The 20,137-nt window shown below is 58.3% G+C and carries 21 protein-coding genes and 2 pseudogenes; 3 read left to right on the forward strand and 20 right to left on the reverse strand.

Annotated elements, in window-relative coordinates:
* Positions 1 to 232: pseudogene (locus AC1VS5_RS07095) on the forward strand (hypothetical protein); the annotation flags it as partial.
* Between the two features lie 176 nt (positions 233 to 408).
* Here AC1VS5_RS07095 and AC1VS5_RS07100 read toward each other — a convergent pair.
* The 5 genes from AC1VS5_RS07100 to AC1VS5_RS07120 form a co-directional block, all read right to left on the reverse strand.
* A complete protein-coding gene (locus tag AC1VS5_RS07100; protein WP_481218187.1) occupies positions 409 to 1,353 on the reverse strand; it encodes an NAD(P)/FAD-dependent oxidoreductase in 945 nt (314 codons plus the stop codon).
* 262 nt (positions 1,354 to 1,615) lie between these two features.
* Positions 1,616 to 2,956 (reverse strand): NCS2 family permease, encoded by a 1,341-nt coding sequence (locus AC1VS5_RS07105; protein ID WP_144688636.1) that lies wholly within the window; start codon positions 2,954 to 2,956, stop codon positions 1,616 to 1,618.
* A 53-nt stretch (positions 2,957 to 3,009) separates the two neighbouring features.
* Positions 3,010 to 3,453, reverse strand: coding sequence for a dUTP diphosphatase (gene dut / locus AC1VS5_RS07110; RefSeq protein WP_481218188.1), 444 nt, complete (start codon positions 3,451 to 3,453; stop codon positions 3,010 to 3,012).
* Between the two features lie 4 nt (positions 3,454 to 3,457).
* Positions 3,458 to 3,901 (reverse strand): transcriptional regulator NrdR, encoded by a 444-nt coding sequence (gene nrdR / locus AC1VS5_RS07115; RefSeq protein ID WP_019128302.1) that lies wholly within the window; start codon positions 3,899 to 3,901, stop codon positions 3,458 to 3,460.
* A 219-nt stretch (positions 3,902 to 4,120) separates the two neighbouring features.
* Entirely contained in the window at positions 4,121 to 4,585 is a 465-nt protein-coding gene (locus AC1VS5_RS07120; RefSeq protein ID WP_287747029.1) for a LysM peptidoglycan-binding domain-containing protein, read from the reverse strand.
* A gap of 153 nt (positions 4,586 to 4,738) precedes the next feature.
* Between AC1VS5_RS07120 and lexA the strand changes: the two genes are divergently transcribed.
* A complete protein-coding gene (lexA, locus tag AC1VS5_RS07125) occupies positions 4,739 to 5,377 on the forward strand; it encodes a transcriptional repressor LexA (RefSeq protein WP_481218189.1) in 639 nt (212 codons plus the stop codon).
* An 8-nt stretch (positions 5,378 to 5,385) separates the two neighbouring features.
* Entirely contained in the window at positions 5,386 to 6,120 is a 735-nt protein-coding gene (locus AC1VS5_RS07130) for a heparan-alpha-glucosaminide N-acetyltransferase (RefSeq protein ID WP_481218190.1), read from the forward strand.
* A gap of 35 nt (positions 6,121 to 6,155) precedes the next feature.
* Here the strand turns inward: AC1VS5_RS07130 and hflX are convergent, their stop codons facing one another.
* From hflX to AC1VS5_RS07205, 15 genes and pseudogenes are all read right to left on the reverse strand, one after another.
* Entirely contained in the window at positions 6,156 to 7,445 is a 1,290-nt protein-coding gene (hflX, locus tag AC1VS5_RS07135) for a GTPase HflX (protein WP_481218191.1), read from the reverse strand.
* Positions 7,445 to 8,365 carry a tRNA (adenosine(37)-N6)-dimethylallyltransferase MiaA gene (gene miaA / locus AC1VS5_RS07140; protein ID WP_481218192.1) on the reverse strand — a complete coding sequence of 307 codons (921 nt, stop codon included), beginning with the start codon at positions 8,363 to 8,365 and terminating at the stop codon, positions 7,445 to 7,447. The genes hflX and miaA overlap by 1 nt, the downstream gene beginning before the upstream one ends.
* On the reverse strand, positions 8,362 to 9,723 hold the full coding sequence (miaB, locus tag AC1VS5_RS07145) for a tRNA (N6-isopentenyl adenosine(37)-C2)-methylthiotransferase MiaB (RefSeq protein WP_481218196.1): 1,362 nt from the start codon (positions 9,721 to 9,723) through the stop codon (positions 8,362 to 8,364). The genes miaA and miaB overlap by 4 nt, the downstream gene beginning before the upstream one ends.
* A gap of 10 nt (positions 9,724 to 9,733) precedes the next feature.
* Positions 9,734 to 10,051 carry a stage V sporulation protein S gene (locus AC1VS5_RS07150; protein ID WP_019128294.1) on the reverse strand — a complete coding sequence of 106 codons (318 nt, stop codon included), beginning with the start codon at positions 10,049 to 10,051 and terminating at the stop codon, positions 9,734 to 9,736.
* A gap of 103 nt (positions 10,052 to 10,154) precedes the next feature.
* Entirely contained in the window at positions 10,155 to 11,237 is a 1,083-nt protein-coding gene (locus tag AC1VS5_RS07155) for an ATP-binding protein (protein ID WP_481218193.1), read from the reverse strand.
* Positions 11,238 to 11,240: 3 nt separating this feature from the next.
* On the reverse strand, positions 11,241 to 12,794 hold the full coding sequence (rny, locus tag AC1VS5_RS07160) for a ribonuclease Y (protein ID WP_087185612.1): 1,554 nt from the start codon (positions 12,792 to 12,794) through the stop codon (positions 11,241 to 11,243).
* A 244-nt stretch (positions 12,795 to 13,038) separates the two neighbouring features.
* Positions 13,039 to 13,563 (reverse strand): regulatory protein RecX, encoded by a 525-nt coding sequence (locus AC1VS5_RS07165; RefSeq protein ID WP_287747040.1) that lies wholly within the window; start codon positions 13,561 to 13,563, stop codon positions 13,039 to 13,041.
* Positions 13,564 to 13,728: 165 nt separating this feature from the next.
* Entirely contained in the window at positions 13,729 to 14,835 is a 1,107-nt protein-coding gene (recA, locus tag AC1VS5_RS07170) for a recombinase RecA (protein ID WP_287747041.1), read from the reverse strand.
* A gap of 385 nt (positions 14,836 to 15,220) precedes the next feature.
* Positions 15,221 to 15,781, reverse strand: coding sequence for a CinA family protein (locus AC1VS5_RS07175; RefSeq protein ID WP_481218194.1), 561 nt, complete (start codon positions 15,779 to 15,781; stop codon positions 15,221 to 15,223).
* A 2-nt stretch (positions 15,782 to 15,783) separates the two neighbouring features.
* Positions 15,784 to 16,404, reverse strand: coding sequence for a CDP-diacylglycerol--glycerol-3-phosphate 3-phosphatidyltransferase (gene pgsA / locus AC1VS5_RS07180; RefSeq protein ID WP_019128287.1), 621 nt, complete (start codon positions 16,402 to 16,404; stop codon positions 15,784 to 15,786).
* Between the two features lie 10 nt (positions 16,405 to 16,414).
* Positions 16,415 to 17,767, reverse strand: a complete 1,353-nt coding sequence (gene rimO / locus AC1VS5_RS07185) for a 30S ribosomal protein S12 methylthiotransferase RimO (RefSeq protein WP_417047350.1) — start codon at positions 17,765 to 17,767, stop codon at positions 16,415 to 16,417.
* A gap of 127 nt (positions 17,768 to 17,894) precedes the next feature.
* Positions 17,895 to 18,392 (reverse strand): YajQ family cyclic di-GMP-binding protein, encoded by a 498-nt coding sequence (locus AC1VS5_RS07190; protein ID WP_019128285.1) that lies wholly within the window; start codon positions 18,390 to 18,392, stop codon positions 17,895 to 17,897.
* Positions 18,393 to 18,442: 50 nt separating this feature from the next.
* The gene (locus AC1VS5_RS07195) at positions 18,443 to 19,003 is read right to left on the reverse strand and encodes a RodZ domain-containing protein (protein ID WP_481218197.1); all 561 of its coding nucleotides are present in this window, start codon (positions 19,001 to 19,003) and stop codon (positions 18,443 to 18,445) included.
* 666 nt (positions 19,004 to 19,669) lie between these two features.
* Positions 19,670 to 19,861, reverse strand: a pseudogene (locus AC1VS5_RS07200) (helix-turn-helix domain-containing protein); the annotation flags it as partial.
* Positions 19,861 to 20,137, reverse strand: a 277-nt coding sequence (locus AC1VS5_RS07205) for a DNA translocase FtsK (RefSeq protein WP_481218195.1), incomplete at its 5' end; no start/stop codon positions are given. The gene AC1VS5_RS07205 and the pseudogene AC1VS5_RS07200, both read right to left, overlap by 1 nt.

A 20,137-nucleotide genomic window follows, 5' to 3' on the forward strand; every position in this document is an offset into this window, starting at 1 on the left:
TCATTCCCGAAAAAACAGTATGCTCAAATTCGCAAATCAGACGTTATCAAACACATCGCCGAAGCCCGCGCGCGACGTCCTCGCGTCCATGCCGACCGACGACGACATCGACTTCCTATACAGGACCTACTCGGTATCGCCCAAAAGGGAGGACGGAGGGCCGGAGTGGGGCGACAGGGCCGTCTGGGAGGAGCTCCATCACGGGGACCCGTACCCCTTCTGGCTGGACTAGGACATGTGTTCTATCGAGACACACTTTTTGTCCTATAAGCCACATCAGAGGATGGCTACAGAAGGTCTTCTATTGGCTTCATCTAACAACTTTACATAAGATATATTATCTTGATTTAATAGATGAGCAAGATAAGCTCATGAACGTATGTGAGCCTTGAAACTATACCTCGCATATCAGCCCCGCTCCGTCACATAGCGATACGCCTCGGAACCTGCAATAGCCCCGTCAGCCGCAGCGGTAATCGCTTGGCGGAGACGCTTTGAGCGCATGTCTCCCACGCAATACAGACCCGGCGTACGAGTTTCCATGGATTCATTCGTCATTACGCCACCATCAGAGCCAAAGTCTACGAACGGCCGGACTAGCTCCACAACTGGATCGGTTCCCGCAAATACAAAGATGCCAAACGATCCCTCTTCAAACGCTTCGGTATGCACTTCGCCCGTATCGTTGTTTCTAAACGTAATATTCGACAGGAACCGGTCGCCGTCAACCGCGGTAATCGACGTACTATAGCGGACTGTTACTCGGTCATGCGCTAAGAGCCTGTCAACGACGCCCTTCGGAGCTCTAAACTCATTGCGGCGCACAACCATCGTTACGGAATTCGCAATGCGCGCAAGATACAGCCCCTCTTCACAGGCAGCATTCCCGCCGCCGATAACGAACACGTTCTTTCCGCGGTAAAACATGCCGTCGCATGTGGCGCAATACGATATACCACGACCGCGGAATTGATCTTCGCCGGTAAAACCAGCGGTTCGTGGACGAGCGCCCGTGGCAACGATGACCGTTGGCGCATGATAGGCCTCATCTGCGCACACGACATTGAAGGAGCCGTCGTCGAGCCGCTCAATGGCGTCAACAACGCCATAAGCGCTTTCTGCACCAGCCTCCATCGCGTGTTCCTGCAACTTCATACCGAGCTCCACGCCGGTAATGTTTGGTCTGGCGGGATAGTTTTCAACGATATCCGTCGTGGCAATCTGGCCGCCCGGCATGCCTTGCTCTATGACGACGGTTTTCAAACTTGCTCGCGCAGCGTAGATAGCCGCTGCATAGCCAGCTGGACCGCCCCCGATGACCACGGTATCTACCACACGATTCGTCTTATCCATATCGCTCCTCGCATTCAACGAAGCTACCATGCTAAGGTGCTGATTCCCGCTTTATCACTACCCTATTCAACACTTACTTTGGTACCTAATTGTATGTACCAACATATACGCCCGCAAATCGACGCAGATATTAGAACGGTCGGCTAAGAAAGAGGGCGCCTCCCATCTGTAACGAGAGGCGCCCTCTATACCATAAGCAATGCCTACGTTGCCCATCACGCTGGACAAGACGCACGGCGAGCTATGCGCAGATTGGCACAGCTTACATGATGGTCATGATGAAATAGACCAGGAATGCAGCAGCGGCGACCCACATGAGCGGGCGAACCTTGCGAATGTTGCCTGTGACGGCAGACACGACCACGAAGGTGATGAAGCCAAGGCCGATGCCGTTGGAAATCGAATACGTGAACGGAATGCCAGCGATGATCATGAATGCCGGGAAGGCCTCGATGGGGCTGGCCCAGTCGATATCGGCGACATCGCTCATCATCAGGAAGCCAACGAACACAAGGGCACCGCAGGTGGCTGCAGAGGGAATGCAGTTGATGAGCGGCGAGAAGAACGCGGCGAGCAGGAAGAGGACGCCGGCGACCACCGAAGTGAGGCCGGTACGGCCACCATCGGCTGCACCGGAAGCGGACTCAACGAAGGTGGTGATGGAGGAAGCGCCCACGAAGCCACCGGCGATAGCAGCGGCGGAGTCGACGATGAGGATCGGCTTGATGTCTTCGACCTTACCATCCTCGGTGAGGAAGTCGCCCTGCTTGGCCACGGCCATCGCCGTGCCCATGGTGTCGAAGAAGTCGCTCATCATGAGCGAGAAGGCAAAGAGCAGAAGCGACGGGGTGGTGATGGCCTCGATGATTCCCATGACACCGGAGGCCTCGCTCACCTGGAACGGGGCAGCGAAGGTCGAGAAATCGAGCGGAGCGACCACACCGGTGGGCAGGCTCGTGACACCCAGCGGCACACCGATGATCGCGGAGATGACGATGCCCCAGAGCAGAGCACCCTTCACCTTCATGGAATACAGGACCACGGTGAGGACGATCGAGATGATGCCCACGAGCAGAGCGAAGTTGTAGCCACCATCAGCGTTCACGAGCGAGCCAAGCGAGACCATGGTGTCGGCGTTGGCAACGATGACGCCACCATCCTTGAGGCCGATCATCGCGATGAAGAGACCGAGGCCGATGGAGATGCCGTGGCGCAGGGGCACAGGAATGGCCTCCATGATCGCCTCGCGCAGGCCGCAGAGCACCAGGAACAGAATGGCAACGCCCTCCACGAAGATGACGGCCATGGCGGTCTGCCAGCCGAGGCCCATGCTGCCGCACAGGGTAAAGGCGACGATTGAGTTGATGCCCATGCCCGAAGCGCAGGCAAGCGGACGGTTCGAAAACACGCCCATAGCGATCGTCATAACCGCGGCACCCAGGCAGGTCGCAGTTACTGCGGCCGTCGGGTTGATCCCCGCGGCAGACAGAATGCTCGGGTTGACGATGATGATGTACGCCATGGCCAAAAACGTCGTAAGGCCGGCGCGCACCTCCGTTGCGGCATTGGAGCCGCGCTCGGAAAACTTGAAGAACGTATCCATTACTCCCCTTTTCTTCGGATTGCTCTTCCCTACTATGTGCTCGGAGGCGCCTGTTAGTGCGCCCCGCTTGAGCCGAATCCACCGGTTCCACGGTCGGTCTCATCCAACTCGTCGACTTCAACGAGCTGAACGACGGGAACCTCTTGAATGACGAGCTGGGCGATGCGTTCGCCGCGCTCGATATGAATAGATTCATGTGCATCGAGATTGATCGCAATCACCTTGAGCTCACCACGATAATGCGCATCGATGAGCCCAGGCGTATTTGCGATGGAAAGGCCCCGCTTGAGCGCCATGCCGCTACGAGGCTGCACGAAGCCGGCAAAACCGTCAGGGATCGCGATGGCAAGACCCGTTGAAATCAAGACGCGCTCATGGGGTGGAATATCGACGGTTTCATTCGCTCGAAGGTCGAGCCCTGCATCACCCGCATAGGCATACGAGGGCAGCTCAACCGTGGGGTCGAGTCGTTTGATCTGTACATTCACTAAAGACATGTGCTCACCTAAGCTTATCGAGTTCCTGCAAAAACTCATCGACGTCTTTGAAATCGCGATAGACGGATGCAAACCTGATATAGGCCACTTTGTCTATCTTCTCGAGCCGCTTGAGCACCATATCGCCGATTTCATGTGAAGAGACGTTCGTGAGGGTGCGGCCCCGAAGCTCGAGCTCAATATCATCGATGAGTGCGTTCAACTGCGAGATATCGATCTCTCGCTTAGAGGTCGCGCGCATCAAGCCAACAAGGAGCTTGTTTCGGTCAAACGGCTGCATGGTTCCATCGCTTTTAATAACCTCGATGGGATCTTCGCAACGCTCGAATGTGGTAAAGCGATATCCGCATGACCTGCATTCGCGGCGGCGCTTTATCGCGTTCGTAGCATCCTGCATGCGCGAATCAACGACTCGCGTATTATCTCCACCGCAACGCGGACAGCGCATTAAACCTCCTCAGGCGCGAACAACTAAGATAGAGTACCACGTCTTGAGAGAATCTGACCGAGAAGTACTAGATATTGCGTTTTGGAAATAGGAAGTGACTCGCTCGCCCATCATCAAGAAGTGTTGAAAGGAGCGAAGCACAGCGTATACATGGGACACAAAAACTGGCAGACGCCGAGGTTTATGCGAGCCCGGTACGGACAGCGACCGTGCCACTCCTTAGGAAAGCGGGACGACTAAGGTGTCGCCCGGCTGCAGGGTGCTCGTCTCCAAGTCGTTCCAAGCGCGAATGACATCAGAGGTCTGGCGCGTAGAGAGCCCCTCGATATCGTAGGCTTCGGCAATCGACCAAATAGAATCGCCAGCTTTCACCGTGATCGTTTGACGCGAGGATGATGCAAGGGCGCTATCGAAAGCACGCTGTTCACTCGAAATCATGAACCAGGCGGCAACGACGAGAGCAAGTGAAAGGAGAGCGACAATAACCCCAGCGACGACCGCATGCGACAGAGAACCCGTCGATGAAACAGGGGTAGCTGCGACATGGGCGCTGCGAGGAGACTCAGCGCGCCGGACGGGAAGCTCGTAGATCTGCGTCGCATAGGTGGGAGCAATGGGCTCGTCATAGAGGACATCGGAAGACAGCGCGAGGTTTCCCTCGACGATGGCGAATGTAGCGTGCATTGGAAACCCCTTTCTCGTTTGACGAAACTGTTATATCCCGGCGCCCGGACAAAAAACTCTGGCGCAAGAACGAGTGTTCGTATATCATTATCTTCGAACAGTTGTTCCTGTCAAGTAAAAATCGAACAAATGTTTTGTATGGAGGGAGCATCGATGGCACGCAAGATTTCGAAGCGCCAGCAGCAAATCTACGACTACATTCGTGCGTACCAGCAAGAGAAGGGTTATCCGCCGAGCGTGCGCGAGATGGCGGCCGCCGTGGGGCTCTCCTCCCCCTCCACGGTTCATGCGCACCTGAGCGCCCTCGAAGCGCGCGGCCTCATCAAACGCGACGCCACGAAGCCCCGTGCGCTCGAGCTGTTCAATGAGGACGGTAGTTCCGTAAGCCTTGCAGAGGTTAAGGAGTCTCCGGACCGCGGTACGGTAACGCTTCCCTTGGTAGGCAGGGTTGCCGCAGGCATGCCCATCCTCGCCGAGCAAAACGTCGAGGACACCTTCACCCTTCCCACCGAGATCGCAACCGACGCCTCCTCTTTCGTGCTCGAAGTGCACGGCGACTCCATGATCAACGCTGGCATCTTCAACGGCGATTACCTAGTCGTACGCGAGCAGAAGAACGCCATGAACGGCGAGATCGTTGTTGCCATGATCGATAACGAGGCTACGGTCAAGACGTTCTACAAGGAACGCGGTCGTGTACGCCTCCAGCCCGAAAACGATGCCATGGAGCCCATCTATGCTGATAATCCACAGATCCTGGGCAAGGTGGTCGCCCTCATGAGGCGCTTTTAGGAGCAGACGTGCAGGATAACGCACACGAAGATAACCCTCAAAAGCCGCGCATCGCCTTCTTTGACTCGGTGCGCGGCTTCACCATCATCTCGATGGTCGCGTTTCATGCGGCCTATGATGCAGCCTATCTCTACGGATTCGAAATCCCCTGGTTCACCGACCCCATCATCCAAACGGTCTGGCGCTCCTCGATAAGCTGGGTGTTTCTCGCCCTTGCAGGATGGATGACCAGCCTTTCGCGCAACAACCTTAAAAGGGGCGGTGTCTATGCAATAGCTGCAGGTGCCGTATTCCTTGCCACCAGCATCGCTGGGGTAGATACGCCCATCTCATTTGGCATCATCTACTGCATGGCCGCTTGCACGCTCCTCTATGCCGCCACGGCACCGTTGTTTAACCGCTTCCCAGCAGCAGCGGGGCTCATCGGCTGCCTCGTGCTCTTCGCTGCAACCTACACCCTGCCGCACACGACCTATCCCGTGGAAGGCCTAGCCTGGCTCGGGTTTCCCTCGGCGTCGTTTGTCTCAGGAGACTACTATCCGCTTTTACCCAACGTATTCCTCTACCTCGCGGGCGCCTTCGCAGCACGCTGGTTCGACGGACATCACGCATCGGGCTATCCCATATGGATGATGAAAGCGGACGTACCCTTCCTCTCGATGATCGGAAAGCTCAGCTTGCCGATCTATCTTGTGCACCAGCCCCTGCTCATCCTCATCTTTACTATGGTCTGCAGCATGTAGGCCAGCTCGCATATGAGCAACGGCGGTCAGAAACCTCAGCTTGAATAATAAGCGGAAAGGTACCCGGCAATGCGAGGGGGCACTTTTGCCACGAGATGCGTGGACGTCTCTTCGAACGACTCCTCGAGCACGTGTCCGGATTGACGAATAAGTTGAATCAGAGATCCGTTTGCGTACGGAATATGAACGTCGATAAGCTTATCGAGCGCAGCAGCCTCGAGTGCCACGCGCTCAACCAAATCATCGATGTGCTCTCCCGTACGCGCCGAAACAAGAACGGCATCAGGATAGATGCGCCTAAGGTCGAGCAACGTTTCGGCATCTATGAGGTCAATCTTATTGAACACCACAAGAGAACGCGACTCGCCCGCGCCGATCTCTTCCAAAACGCGATGGACCGCATCAAGCTGACGAGACAGGTTATCATCAGATGCATCGGCAACCATGAGGATCAAATCGGCCTCACGAACCTCAGACAAGGTCGATTTAAAGGCATCAACGAGCCCGTGCGGAAGCTTTTGGATGAAACCGACGGTATCAGTGATCGTCATAGACCGGCCGCCAGGCAAACGATAAGCGCGCGTCGTCGGATCAAGCGTAGCGAAGAGCTTATCCTGTGCAAGTACCGTCGATCCAGTCAACCGGTTAAGAAGCGAAGATTTACCAGCGTTGGTATAGCCCGCAAGAGCGACGCGGAACGCGGGGGAAGCAATCCGTTCCTTCGATTGCACAGACCTTCTACGCTCAACCACGGCAAGCTCGCGTCGAACCGCGGCAATGCGGTTGCGAACCATGCGTCGATCGACTTCGAGCTGGCTTTCTCCCTGTCCAAAACGGCTTCCAATGCCACCGCGCGTCTGCTCCTTCGCAAGATGGCTCCACATGCCACGAAGGCGCGGCAGAAGATATTGAAGTTGTGCAAGCTGCACCTGGAGCCGCCCCTCACGCGTCTGAGCGTGCAACCCGAAAATATCAAGAATCAGAGCGGTTCGATCGATGATCTTCATCGGCTCTCCGACAGCCTTCTCAAGATTCGCCTGCTGAGAAGGAGAGAGGTCATCATCGAAGATGACGACATCGGCATCGAGGCGCGAGACGAGCCCGCAAACCTCGGCCACTTTGCCCGATCCGATAAACGTCCTAGGATTCGGTCGTTCAAGCCGCTGCGTAACACGAGCAACACACTCAGCTCCAGCGGTATCGGCAAGACGTTCGAGCTCATCGAGCGAGCGGTCAACAGGCCAAGAAGAGCCCCTCTGCTCTATGCCGACGAGCACCGCCCGCTCGGGAACCGGCGATGTCGATACGGGGGTGAACCGAGCCATCAGCAGCGCACCTCGCGTTCGATAGCATCGACCGCACCCTCGATATCAAGCGAATCCATGTCGAGCCAGGTGATGCGATCGTCACGACGAAACCAAGAGAGCTGACGCTTTGCATAGCGGCGCGAACGCATTTTGATGAGCTCGGTCGCCTCGTCCAGAGAGCACGCACCGTTCAGATAGTCGATGATCTCTTTATAGCCAATTGCCTGTCGCGCCGTGAGCGCAGGCCCCGCGCCACGCTCCAAAAGGCGCTCAACCTCTTCCACAAGCCCATCTCGCACCATCGCATCAACACGAGCATCGATACGCTCATACAGACGCGACCGCTCCATCGTGAGGGCAAAGATATGAGCCGAATAGACCTGCTTGGGCGACGAGAATCCCTTGCGTTGCTCGGCGTAAGAAACGCCCTCATCAAGCATCTCCAGCGCGCGAACGACGCGTCGCACGTTATGGGGATGAATGCTGTGCGCGCTCTCCGGATCGCGTCGATTCAGAAGCTCGTAGAGCGCATCGGGACCGTGTTCCACAGCAAAGCGCTCATATCGCCTGCGAGCGTCGCTCTCGATTTCACCCGAGGGAAACCTCATATCGTCAAGAGCCGCCATGATATAGAGGCCTGTTCCGCCGCATAGCACCGGAATCTTACCAGCAGCCTGCAGCCGATCGATCTCTTGGCGAGCATCGCGTTGGAAGAGCGCGGCGGAATATGCCTCGTCCGGCTCGATGATATCCACAAGCAACAAAGGGGCGTGCCGCTCCTCGACGGGCATCTTCGCAGTGCCGATATCCATTCCACGGTAGACCTGCATCGCATCAGCAGATATGACGGCGCTTCCCCAGCGCTCCGCAAGGGCATCGGCCACAGCGCTCTTCCCTACCGCGGTAGGCCCCACGACGGCGACCACGGGCCCCGTCATCGAGGGTCGCCTGCCACGGTGCCCGAGAGATACCAGGTACGCGCGGTGTCTACGCGAACGTCAACGATCTTGCCGATAAGGTCCTCGATGTGAAGCCCCTCGGGAATGGGAGCATGGACCGTTTGGTTCTTCGGGCTCTTGCCCTGAAGAACTCGGCTGTTCTTCTTCGAAGCGCCTTCAACGAGAACGGGTACCGTGGCATGGAGCTCGCCCTGGTTGAACTCATAAGCGGTGCCTTCGATAACCTTAACGAGCCGATCGAAGCGCTCCTGAATCACCTCATGCGGAGTCGGGTCCACGATGGCGGCAGCGGGCGTGCCCTCACGACGCGAGTAGATGAAAGTAAAGGCCTGGGCGTACCCAACCTCGCGTGCAAGGGAAAGGGTCTCCTCGAAATCCTCTTCGGTCTCTCCAGGGAATCCAACGATGATATCGGTGGTGAGCGCAATTCCGGGAATGCGATCGCGGACGCGACGAACAAGATCAAGGTAATCCTCGCGCGTATACCGACGATTCATCTCCTTCAAGATACGGGTGGAGCCAGACTGCACGGCAAGGTGAAGATGAGGCATGACTGCAGGCGTCTCGGCCATAGCGTCAATGGTCTCAGGGAGCAGGTCTTTAGGATGCGACGAGGTGAAGCGAATACGCTCGATACCGGTTTCGCCAACCTTGCGGAGCAGCTCTGCGAAGCGCGGCGCCCCATAGCGGTCACGCCCGTAGGAATTGACATTTTGGCCGAGAAGCGTGACCTCACGAACGCCAGAGCGAACAAGCGCCGAGACCTCGTCTAAAACCTCCTCAAAAGGCCTGCTCATCTCACGACCGCGCACATAAGGAACGATGCAGTAGCTGCAAAAGTTGTTACAGCCGGTCATGATCGGAACCCAAGCGTGGTAAACCGTCTCACGATGCCAAGGCATCGACACGGCGGCAAGCGACTCGTCCTCGGCAATCGAAACATGACGGCCGCCATCCTCAAAGGCTTGTGCGATAAGTTCGCCGACGTGCGCAATGGCATGCGTGCCGAAGATCACGTTCACGTTATCGACGTTCGTGAGGAGCCCCTCGCCATCTCGCTGGGCGATGCATCCACCCACAGCGACGACCCGCGTGCCGGAAGGCGGAGCAGGAAGGCTCTTGCACGAATTGCATTGACCGTAAAGACGCTGATCGGCCGCCTCGCGAACGCAGCAGGTCATGAATATCACGATATCCGCACCAGCGGGATCCGCTGCCTCAAGGCAGCCGCAGGCATCAAGCAAACCAGCGACGCGCTCGGAGTCGTGCAGGTTCATCTGGCAACCGAACGTGCGGATGAAATACGTCTTGCCGGAAAGCGCCGGCCGCACACTCATCATATCCATGTTAGTAGACCATGGCGGCATCGGATACCTGATCGGCTTCCGCGCCCTGGAGGGAGATGCGATGAACAATGACGGCAAGCCGGATGGCCGTACGCGACTCACCGTTGATAAGGATATCCGAGAACGTTGGAGCACATGAGATATCAAACCCTGTGGGAATGAGGAAACCGCGAGCTATGGCCATGGCCTTGATGGCCTGATTGACCGCTCCAGCGCCCACACACTGCATATTGACCGGAACGCCATCCTTGACCATGCCCGCTATAGCGCCGGCAACGGAGGCGGGCGATGACTTGCTCGATACTTTCAGGTATTCCATAGTGCGGTTCTCCTGCGTGTATGGTTTGAATATGCAGCCCTTTGACTTTACCGTATTGGCCCGTGAGCAGCAAGAAAATGATTCGGGCCATTCTCGGACCCGGTCATTCGCCCTTCTGGATATCGAATGTGACCGTAATCGAATCACGGGAAACCCTGATTCTGGGCTCTCGACTGAGCGAAAGGTAGTAGCGCGCGGCGATGCCCTCGAAGTCGCGCTCGAGAACGCGCGAGAACTCATCGAGATCATCTTGGGCGATCTTAAGACCGCGGCGATCGCGGGATAGATCAATGGGAGCGGGCGCCTTGCGTTCGGAACGCATGCGGAGCAGACGAGAGGTCACGCTTCGCAACGGCTTGATCTGACCGCTCAGAATACGGTGAGCAGTGCGCTCGGACATCTCAAGCCCTATAGAGCGAGCGATGCGCATCAGATCGGCGGCATCGGCCGCACAGCCCAACCGCTCGCAAACCGGAAGCTCGGCTTCATCGTCAATGAAGAGCATCTTTGAGGCATCAAGCGATGAGGTTGCTTGATCGTAGAGCGTCGCAGCGATCTCTGCCGGACTGCCGAGATAGACATCGCATCCATGCTGTTCTTCCAAGGCGAACTCGCAGACCGTGCGAATGATGTTATGCGGGCCTTTCGAGCAAACCCACACACCTTCCTCGTTACGCGAAGCTTTAGGCCAGCTCGACTGATCGGCACGCTCGGGCAGTCGCTCGGTATTCGCAACAACGCGCATAGAGGATCCGAGACCGGGCGCAGACGCCACAACGCACGCCTCGTCGGTGTTTTCGCGGATGGAATACAGGGCCATGCCACGACCGTGCACGCCCCAGCGGTCCATCTTCATGCTCTCGAGCTTAGAGGTCACGCGAGCATCGAAGATGCGCTCGTGCATGTCCTGCGGCACGCCGGAGCCGTTATCAAGAAAGAGGAGGGTCCTGACACCCCCCTCTTTCGATGTGGCAACATACATGCTGGTAGCACGTGCGTCGCGCGCATTGCGCAGCATTTCGATGACGATATCCTCGACATGTTGGATATCGTGCTTAGCCTGCCGGCGCTCAGCCTCAGCAACGCGCAGCCGAACAAATCCCTCGCCAAGGTTCTCCTCAACGCGAAGGTTGCCCTCGCCCGTCATGGACGCGATGAACGAAATGAGTTGCTGAGCGTCTGCCATACGCTACTTCGCGATATCCATCGCACGGCTCTCGCGGATCACGACGACGCGCACCTGACCGGGATATTCCATTTCTTCCTCGATCTGGCGAGCGATATCGTGGGCGAGCACCGTAGCCTGGGCATCAGAGATCTTCTCAGGCTGAACCATGACATGGACCTCGCGACCAGCCTGCATGGCGAAGGTACGCTCGACGCCATCGTGGGCGTTGGCAATCTCCTCGAGCTTCTCAAGACGCTTCACATAGCTCTCGAACGACTCGCGACGGGCACCGGGACGCGAAGCAGAAACAGCGTCGGCGGCCATCACAAGCATGTCGAGCACCGTGTTCGGCTCGACATCTGCGTGATGCGCCTCGATAGCATGGACGATCTCGGGCTTCTCACCGTAGCGACGTGCCAGGTCAGCGCCGATGACGGCATGGGGCCCATCAACCTCATGATCGATGGCCTTACCAAGGTCGTGCAAGAGGCCAGCTCGACGCGCAGGCACGGAATCGAGGCCGAGCTCTGAGGCCATGATGCCAGCAAGCTCAGCGACTTCGATGGAATGGTTGAGAACATTCTGGCCGAACGAGGTGCGGTACCTCAGGGCACCGAGCGTCTTCACAAGCTCGGGATGAAGGTCATGGAACCCGGTATCGAATGCAGCCTGCTCGCCAGCCTCGCGCACGCGCTGCTGCACGAGCTCAGATGCCTTCTTGTACATCTCCTCGATACGGGCGGGGTGGATACGTCCATCCGCAATGAGGTTCTCGAGCGCAACGCGAGCGGTCTCGCGACGGACAGGGTCGAAGCTCGAGAGCACGACGGTCTCGGGGGTGTCATCGATAACGAGGTTGACACCCGAAACCTGCTCGAACGTGCGGATGTTGCGCCCCTCGCGGCCGATGATGCGGCCCTTGAGGTCATCCGAGGGAATGTGAACGGAGGTCACGGTTACCTCCGCGGTATGATCGGCGGCGCAGCGCTGGATGGCAGTAGAAAGAATCCGCTGGGCGGTCTTTTGGCACTCGGCCTTCACCTGCTGCTCGGAATCGCGAATGATGGTCGCCGCCTCGTGGGTAACCTCACCGCGGACCTTATCGAGAAGCTCACGGTGCGCGTCATCTCGCGTGAGCTCAGAGATGCGCTCGAGCTCTTCGGTCTGCTTGGCATAGAGATCCTCGAGCTCACGGCTGCGCTTCTCAACTTGCCCGGCCTGGCTGGAAAGCTGGTGCTCGCGCTTGTCGAGCGCATCGTTTCTCCGGTCGAGCGATTCCTCGCGCTGCATGATGCGGTTCTCGAGCGTGCGAAGCTCGCGCTTGCGCTGCTTTTCCTCCGCCTCCGCAGCTTGCTTGTTCTGGATAATCTCTTCTTTTGCCTCGAGAAGAGCTTCCTTCTTCAAGGTCTCTGCCTGTCGCTGCGCCTCGCCGATCACCTGGTCCGCCTCAGCGCGCGCCGATTCGATTCGGGAATCCGCTTCGCGAAGGCTGCCGTTCTTGGCGTTGCGCATGGCGATGACGGCGATGACGGCGCCTACGGCGAGGCCAACGACAATGCCGATGACAATCTCCATGCTCACTCCTCTAACGTAAATTAGCAACTCATTGATGGCGCATGGCTGCGCCCGACATTTGCGAGGTATGAACACCCAATATGAAGTTGTGTATGTAACACAAATGAACTCATCTACGATGAGTGTGCATCACAAGACAAATGACAGATTCATCCTACGTTTTAAGTCAAAAACTGTCAATTCTACACAGCACCAGCTGCGACTTTACGAAGGAATTACACGACCCTTGAGCACCCAGCCTTTATCAGGCATCGTTGTCGATCCGCTCGCGCGCGGCCCGGGCTGCGACGTCGTATGAAAATCCCTTTCCCACCAGATGTCGAACAAGCTTCTCGAATGCACGCGTTTCGGGAACCGATTTTCGCTGCAAAAGCTGACGCGCTCGTTCAGCATCGTCTTCCGCAGAGAAGAATGCTTCGGGATAGCCGGGCAAGGCCCTTGGATCTACCCCGCGGCGCTTAAGTTCAAGCTCTATCTTACGACGACCCCAGCCTCGACGAAGACGTTCATCTATGAATGAAGCCATAAATCGCGCATCATCGAGAAACTTGAGATCCAGGGCTCGCTCGATCGCAGCGTCGATAGAGGTCACGCGAAAACCGTGCTGCTGGAGCTTTGAGCGAACTTCATGACTCGAATGCTCGCGCCTCGACTGCATCTCAGTAAGGGCAGTGAAGCAGACGCGACTCTCGAGCTCCATAAGAGCGTCCATCGCCGAGCGATACGTGCACGGCAGATCTGGCAGGGCCTTCTCATACAAGCGAGCCACACGAGGAGGAACCCACCCACTGCGCACATCGCCGTTTTCGAGCGAGAAGCGAACCTCAGCACGCGGGCGGCGATATGGCAGGGCCCCGCCCATGCCGGCGGAGCCCTTTGGTGGCAAAGCTATATCAATCTCAACGACATTCTCGGACATGATGAAACGAGAAGGCTAGAGCGTATCGTTCGCGGCAGCAACGTCATCGCCCAAGATGACGGCGTCCCCCGTGGTCTCGTCTGAAAGCTCGAGCCCGCATGCCACACGAACGCGATGCTCGATCTCATCGCAAAGGTCGGGGTTGGTGCGCAGGAACTCCTTCGCCGCCTCGCGACCTTGGCCCAGCCGCTCAGATTCATAGGTATACCAGGCGCCGGACTTCTTCACGATGTCGTAGTCGACGCCCATATCGAGTATCGAGCCCTCTTTTGAAATGCCGGTGCCGTACATGATGTCGAATTCGGCGGTACGGAAGGGAGCTGCGACCTTGTTCTTTACCACCTTGCAGCGCACACGGTTGCCCACGACCTCATCTTTAACCTTGATGCTCTCGATACGGCGGATGTCGATTCGCACGGACGAGAAGAATTTAAGCGCCCTGCCGCCGGTCGTCGTCTCGGGGTTACCGAACATGACGCCGATCTTCTCGCGCAGCTGGTTGATGAAGATGCAGGTGGTCTTTGATTTTGAGAGCGATCCCGCAAGCTTGCGCAGCGCCTGACTCATAAGCCTGGCCTGGAGGCCAACCGAGGAATCTCCAATCTCGCCCTCAATCTCGGCACGAGGAACAAGGGCAGCGACAGAGTCAACGACGACGGCGTCGATGGCGCCGGAACGCACCAGCATGTCGCAGATCTCGAGCGCCTGCTCGCCGGTATCGGGTTGGGAGATGAGCACCTCATCGATATCGACGCCGATGCGCGCCGCATAGGTCGGGTCGAGCGCGTGCTCGGCATCGATGAACGCAACAACACCGCCCGCAGCCTGGGCCTCCGCAAGGATCTCGAGCGAAAGCGTCGTCTTACCTGACGACTCCGGGCCATAGATCTCGATAATGCGCCCCCGCGGAACGCCGCCGATGCCGAGTGCGGCATCCAAGGACAGCGCGCCCGTTGGAATGACCTCAATCTCAAGCTCGGGCCCACCGTCACCATATTTCATGATCGAGCCCTTGCCGAACTTCTTCTCAATCTCGGCCTTGGTAAGCTCCACCATCTTATCGCGCTCTTCGCCGAACGTGCGCTCATGCACCTGACGAACGGGACCGCTGTTCTTAGCCATAGGTACTCCTCCTCTGATCCGGCTTCCATACTACGCGAACAGCTGTTCGCGGTCAAGCGATACCAACATCCTATCGGGCATATCTGAACAGATTTCCTCGATATCTGACAAATCGCTGAACATAATCCGGAAAAACCTGAACACAACATTCGTCGAGGAGCTACGCACGAGTAAGGGAACAGAAGATGCCTGCTCAATGGGGCTAAGCAGACAGCTGGGAGCTATTGCCGGCGCGCGTGGCATACGCAACCGCCACAGCCGCAATGGCGCCCAACCGCGAAAACCGCGCCAAATGCACATGGCCAGCGCGTACATATGGCTGCGCTCCGTGTCAACCGCACGCGGTGGTAAGACCGACTAGCAAGATGAATTAAACAGTAAAAAGCTACGCGTCAAAGAAGGAGAACGACACCGTGCCGCTAGCCTGAAGCTCATGAGCTGCAGACAGGAGGCATTCGCATGCCCTGTGGCATGCCGCGGCACGCACGTCGTCGCGGTCGCCCTCGAAGTGGCATCGTTCAGCGCGTGACCCATCGCGTGATGCGATCCCGATATAGACCGTCCCAACGGGGTCTTCGGCAGTGCCGCCTCCAGGGCCGGCGAAGCCGGTGATGCTCACCGCGAGGCTGGAACCGAACACATGGCGTGCGCCCTCCGCCATCTGGCAGGCGCAGGCGAACGAAACGGCCCCCACGGAATCGAGGACTTCCTGGCTTACCCCGAGCAGGTCATGCTTGACCTCGTTTACGTAGGTCACCGCCCCGCCGCGCAGCACATCCGAGGCGCCGGGCACACCGGCAATGGTCGAAGCGACCATCCCCGCGGTGCAAGACTCAGCCGTAGCAACGGTTACAGAGCATTCCGAGCACAAGGCGACAAGCTCCTGGGCAAGCTGGAGCGCGTGAACGCGGTGGTCTGCGGCGCGTCCTTCATACCGAGCGCCCATCATTAGACCCTAAACACGATGTCGCGAGCATTCCAGATGTACTGGATTCCCGAAACGACCGTCAGCACGACCGCGGCGACCATGAGCGCCTGCGAAATGCCGAGGATCCAAACGGTAAGATCGCCCATTCCCAACGCCTCGAGCGCGAAGGCGACGTAGAAGCCGCAAAGCGAGACCATCGTGACAGCCGTCTTCGCCTTGCCGAGGCTATCGGCAGCGATAACCTCGCCGGCAGCGCTCGCGACCATGCGCAGTGCGCTCACCAAGAACTCACGGAGCAGAATGATGAACACGACCCAAACGTTCACGTATCCCTGATCGAGCAGCAAGAGCAGCGCAGAGAAAACGAGGAGCTTGTCGGCGATGGGGTCGAGAAATTTACCGAAGTCGGTGATCTCGTTGCGCTTGCGGGCAAGCGAACCATCAAGCTTATCGGTAAGGCTCAGCAAGATGTAGAGCGCGCACGCCCCGATAGCGAAGGCCGGATGCGTGAGAGCGCCCATCGCATCGCGCGAGAGAACAGCCAACAGCATGAAAACAGGAATGAAGCAGATGCGAACAGACGTAATGACGTTCGCAGGCGTCCATATGCTCGTAAGCTCGCCTTGCTCGTTTCGGGCCATCGAATTACCCCTAACCAATCACATGACCAATCAGCTCATAGCAGAAGCTGTCCGTAAACTCTACGGTTACAATATCACCAACGGCGGCCTCCGTCGCGTCCAAGTGCACGGCTCCATCGGAATCCGGAGCCTGGAACCAAGCATGGCCTATGAGTTCAGGTCCTTCGTCCGTCTCCTCGATGCCGTCGACGATCACCTCGGCCGTCTCCCCCACATGTGAAGCGGTTGCCGCGAAACCGAGAGACTCCGCCAGATCGATGGCAGCCTGCGTACGCTCAAGCTTCTCGTCTTCGTCGAGCTGCCCCTCCATGCGCGCGGCACGGGTTCCGTCTTCCGGAGAGAATGCGAAGACGCTTGTGTAATCAAACCCAGTACGGTCCATAAAGGCAAGCATCTGCTCGTGGTCGTCAAGCGTTTCGCCCGGGAATCCAACAAGGTACGTCGTCCGGATGATCATGCCGGGAATCTCGCGACGAAGGCGCTCGAAGAGGGCATCGAGCTCCGCTTCGGAACCGCTACGGTTCATCGCGGACAAGACGCGGGCGTTGCAATGCTGAACGGGGATATCGATATAGGGCAGAACCTCAGGCGTATCGCGGATGGCTGCGATGAGCTCGTCCGTCATCCCTTCGGGCTGCAGGTAGAGGACGCGAATCCATACGCGCTCAGGACGCACCGCTCCCGCAACGGCAACAAGCAGCTGGGCAAGGTTGTGCGGCCCCTCCCCTTCCTGAGGAAGATCTTCGCCCCAGATACCCGTATCCTGGCCTATGAGCACGATCTCGCGAACGCCGGAATCGACAAGGTCTCGAACCTCCGCGAGAATGCGCTCGGCAGGACGCGAGTGGTAGCGGCCGCGGATATAGGGAATAGCGCAGAAGCTACAGAACCGGTCGCAGCCGTCGGAAATCTTCACGTACGCGACGGACCCCTCAACGGTGCGCTTGACATCGGGAACGAAAGCGGGAGCCGAGCGACTTACGCCCAAAAGGCGATCGACAACGGCAACGATGCCGTCCTCTTCATCCGTGCGCACGAAGGCAGCAACCTCGGGCAGCTCGCCAGGGAGGTCGTCGCCGTAACGGGAGGGTACGCAGCCGCACATGACGATGGGAACAGAGCGAACGCCGTCCGCAACCTCCTCGGCCAGCGCGAGCGTCGCCTCGATGCTCTCCTCCGTTGCCGAGGCCAAAAAGGAACAGGTGTTAACGATGGCGAGGTCGGCCTCAGAAACATCATATGCAACCTCATAGCCAGCCGCGAGAAGCAATGAGCGCATGCGATCGGTATCGACCTCGTTCTTAGCACAACCGAGCGTGATGTAGTAAACGGAACCGAATGCGTCTTCGAACTGCTGGGACATGGCAACCTTTCAATCGTGAGCTATCCCTGTATGTGCCGGCCCGACGCTCTATAGAGGGAACGGGTTCCTAGAGCGTGATGCGGGCGAACGACTCGCCTGTCCGCTACCTGCATGGACCGTGGCTAGGCTAGCGGTAGTTGGTGAACTGAAGCGGCTGGCCGTAGTCTTGATCGCGCAGGAACGCGATAACCTCCTGAAGGGTATCTTTGGAAGCAGAGCTCACGCGCAGCTTATCGGACTCGATAACGACCTTGCACTTGAGCTTGAGCGCCTTGATGTCCTTGTTGATCTTCTTGGCGGTATCCTGGTCGATGCCGTCGATGATGCGGCCGAGGACGCGCACCGTGCCGCCCGAGGCAGCGACGGGAGCGTCCCAGCGCACCGCCTTGATGTCGACTCCGCGCTTGATCAGCTTGGAATTGAGGACATCGGTGATCTGCCGAGCAACGAAATCAGCCGGCGCCGAAATGGTGATCGTCCTCTCGGGCTTGGAGAGCGCGACCTCAGATCCGGAATCCTTGAGATCGTAGCGCTGCGAAATCTCGCGGACCGTCTGCTGGTAGGCGTTATCGACCTCCTGCATGTCGACCTGGGAGACAACGTCGAAACTTGAATCCTTTGCCATGAATCCTCCTTAACGGCAAGAACGGGTAATGAAAGGAGCCGAGCTGTACGCTATTGCGACGCCGAGGCGCTTGACGAGTCTCCGGCGTCGGAACCATCAGGCGAAGCGGCGGTCGCCGGAGTCTGCGGCGCGGTGATGGTGACCTTTGCAACACCGGCAGTCCTTGTATCCCAGGAAACGGGCTCGCCGTTGTTGGTCACCGTAACATCCGCAGGGCTGCTCACCGTGATCTCGATGGATTGCGCGACGGTAAACTCCTGGCTGAAGGGACCGACGACATTATCGGCGAACACGGAGGAGCCGTCGAGCTTCACCTCCACCCAGGAGGTGCCCCCATCTTCCACGCTCACCGCCACTACCGTTTGCTCGGGAACCACAGTCGTAGCCGCCTGGGTATCGGCGGTGTTGGCCTGCGTCGCGGGTGAGGTCGCATCCGTCGCGGAATCGGGAGTTGCGGCAGTCGACGTTGCCTGAGCGGTCACCTGCGTCGTCGTCGATTCAGGCTGGGTATCGCCGGTGTTTGCCGAGCAGCTCCGCATTGCGAGGAACACCACGATAACAATCAGCAACAGCACGACGGCGAGCACGCCGATGACTAAACGGGGGTCCATGCCATTGATGGCGGAAGCACCCCGGCCCCTCGAAGACGGGCGCGCACCCCGTACAGGAGCTCCGCCCTGCCCTCTCGCTCCCGAGCCATATGATGTACGGTGGCGGGCGGGCCCATCGCCGTAACCGCCGCGACCACCCATGCGTGCATCACGCAACGGCGCCGAGCCACGAGGTTGCATGGAGCGCGCAGGACCGGATCCTCGGTAACCAGATTGCCCATATGAGGAGCCTCGGGGTGCGAGCGAGCGCGTGCGCGACGAATCGCCATACGCCGGTCGCTGCGACGAGCGAGGCTGGTACGCGCCCCTGCCAGAAGGCCGCCCTGTTCCCTGGGCCCCAGAGCCATAGGCGGAAGAGCTCCCACCGCGTCCATAACCACCGGAAGGTGTACCCTGACCGGCGCGTGGAAGAGAACGCTGCCGATAGGGATTGCGCGAGACGCGGATGGGTTCGTGCCCAGAGTTCGCCTCCGAAACATACCCAGCCTGGGGAGGTCGCTGCGCGAAGCGGGAGCCACCATCCAGCGCCATGAATCTCCCTGTAGGGTTTTCAGATCGCGCGCTCACGAAACCGGCGGCATCTTGAAAGTGGCCACCCGAACGCGAGGTCTCGCGCTCGTACCGGTCGAGCTCATCGAAATACGCCCCCACGACGGTTCGCGGGTTCAAGCCCAAGAAGCGCGCGTAACTCGAAATCATGCCCTGTGCGTACCCGCGGGGCGGCATAGACGAGAAATCGCCCTTTTCGAAAAACTCGATGATTTGGGGGCGAATCTTGATGGTATTAGCCACCTGCTGGATAGAGAGACCCATCTGGCGGCGCCGGTTAAGCAGCATGTCTCCGAACTGGGATGGCATCAGTAGCCTCCTAACCCATCGTCATCAGACATACGAGCTTCAAGGGCCTGAAGCTCGGCGAGCTCTTCCTCGTTGAGAAGAACCTCGCGAGGCTTCGATCCATCAGGCGGACCGACCACGCCCTTTTCCTCGAGCATGTCCATGATGCGGCCGGCGCGAGCATACCCCACCTTGAGACGGCGCTGCAAACCCGACGTCGATCCAAGGCGAGAATCAACAACGATGCGAGCGGCCTCCCAGATGAGCGGGTCGTCGTCAGAGTGGCCGGAAGAAGCG

This window comes from Enorma sp. (genome assembly GCF_982429025.1).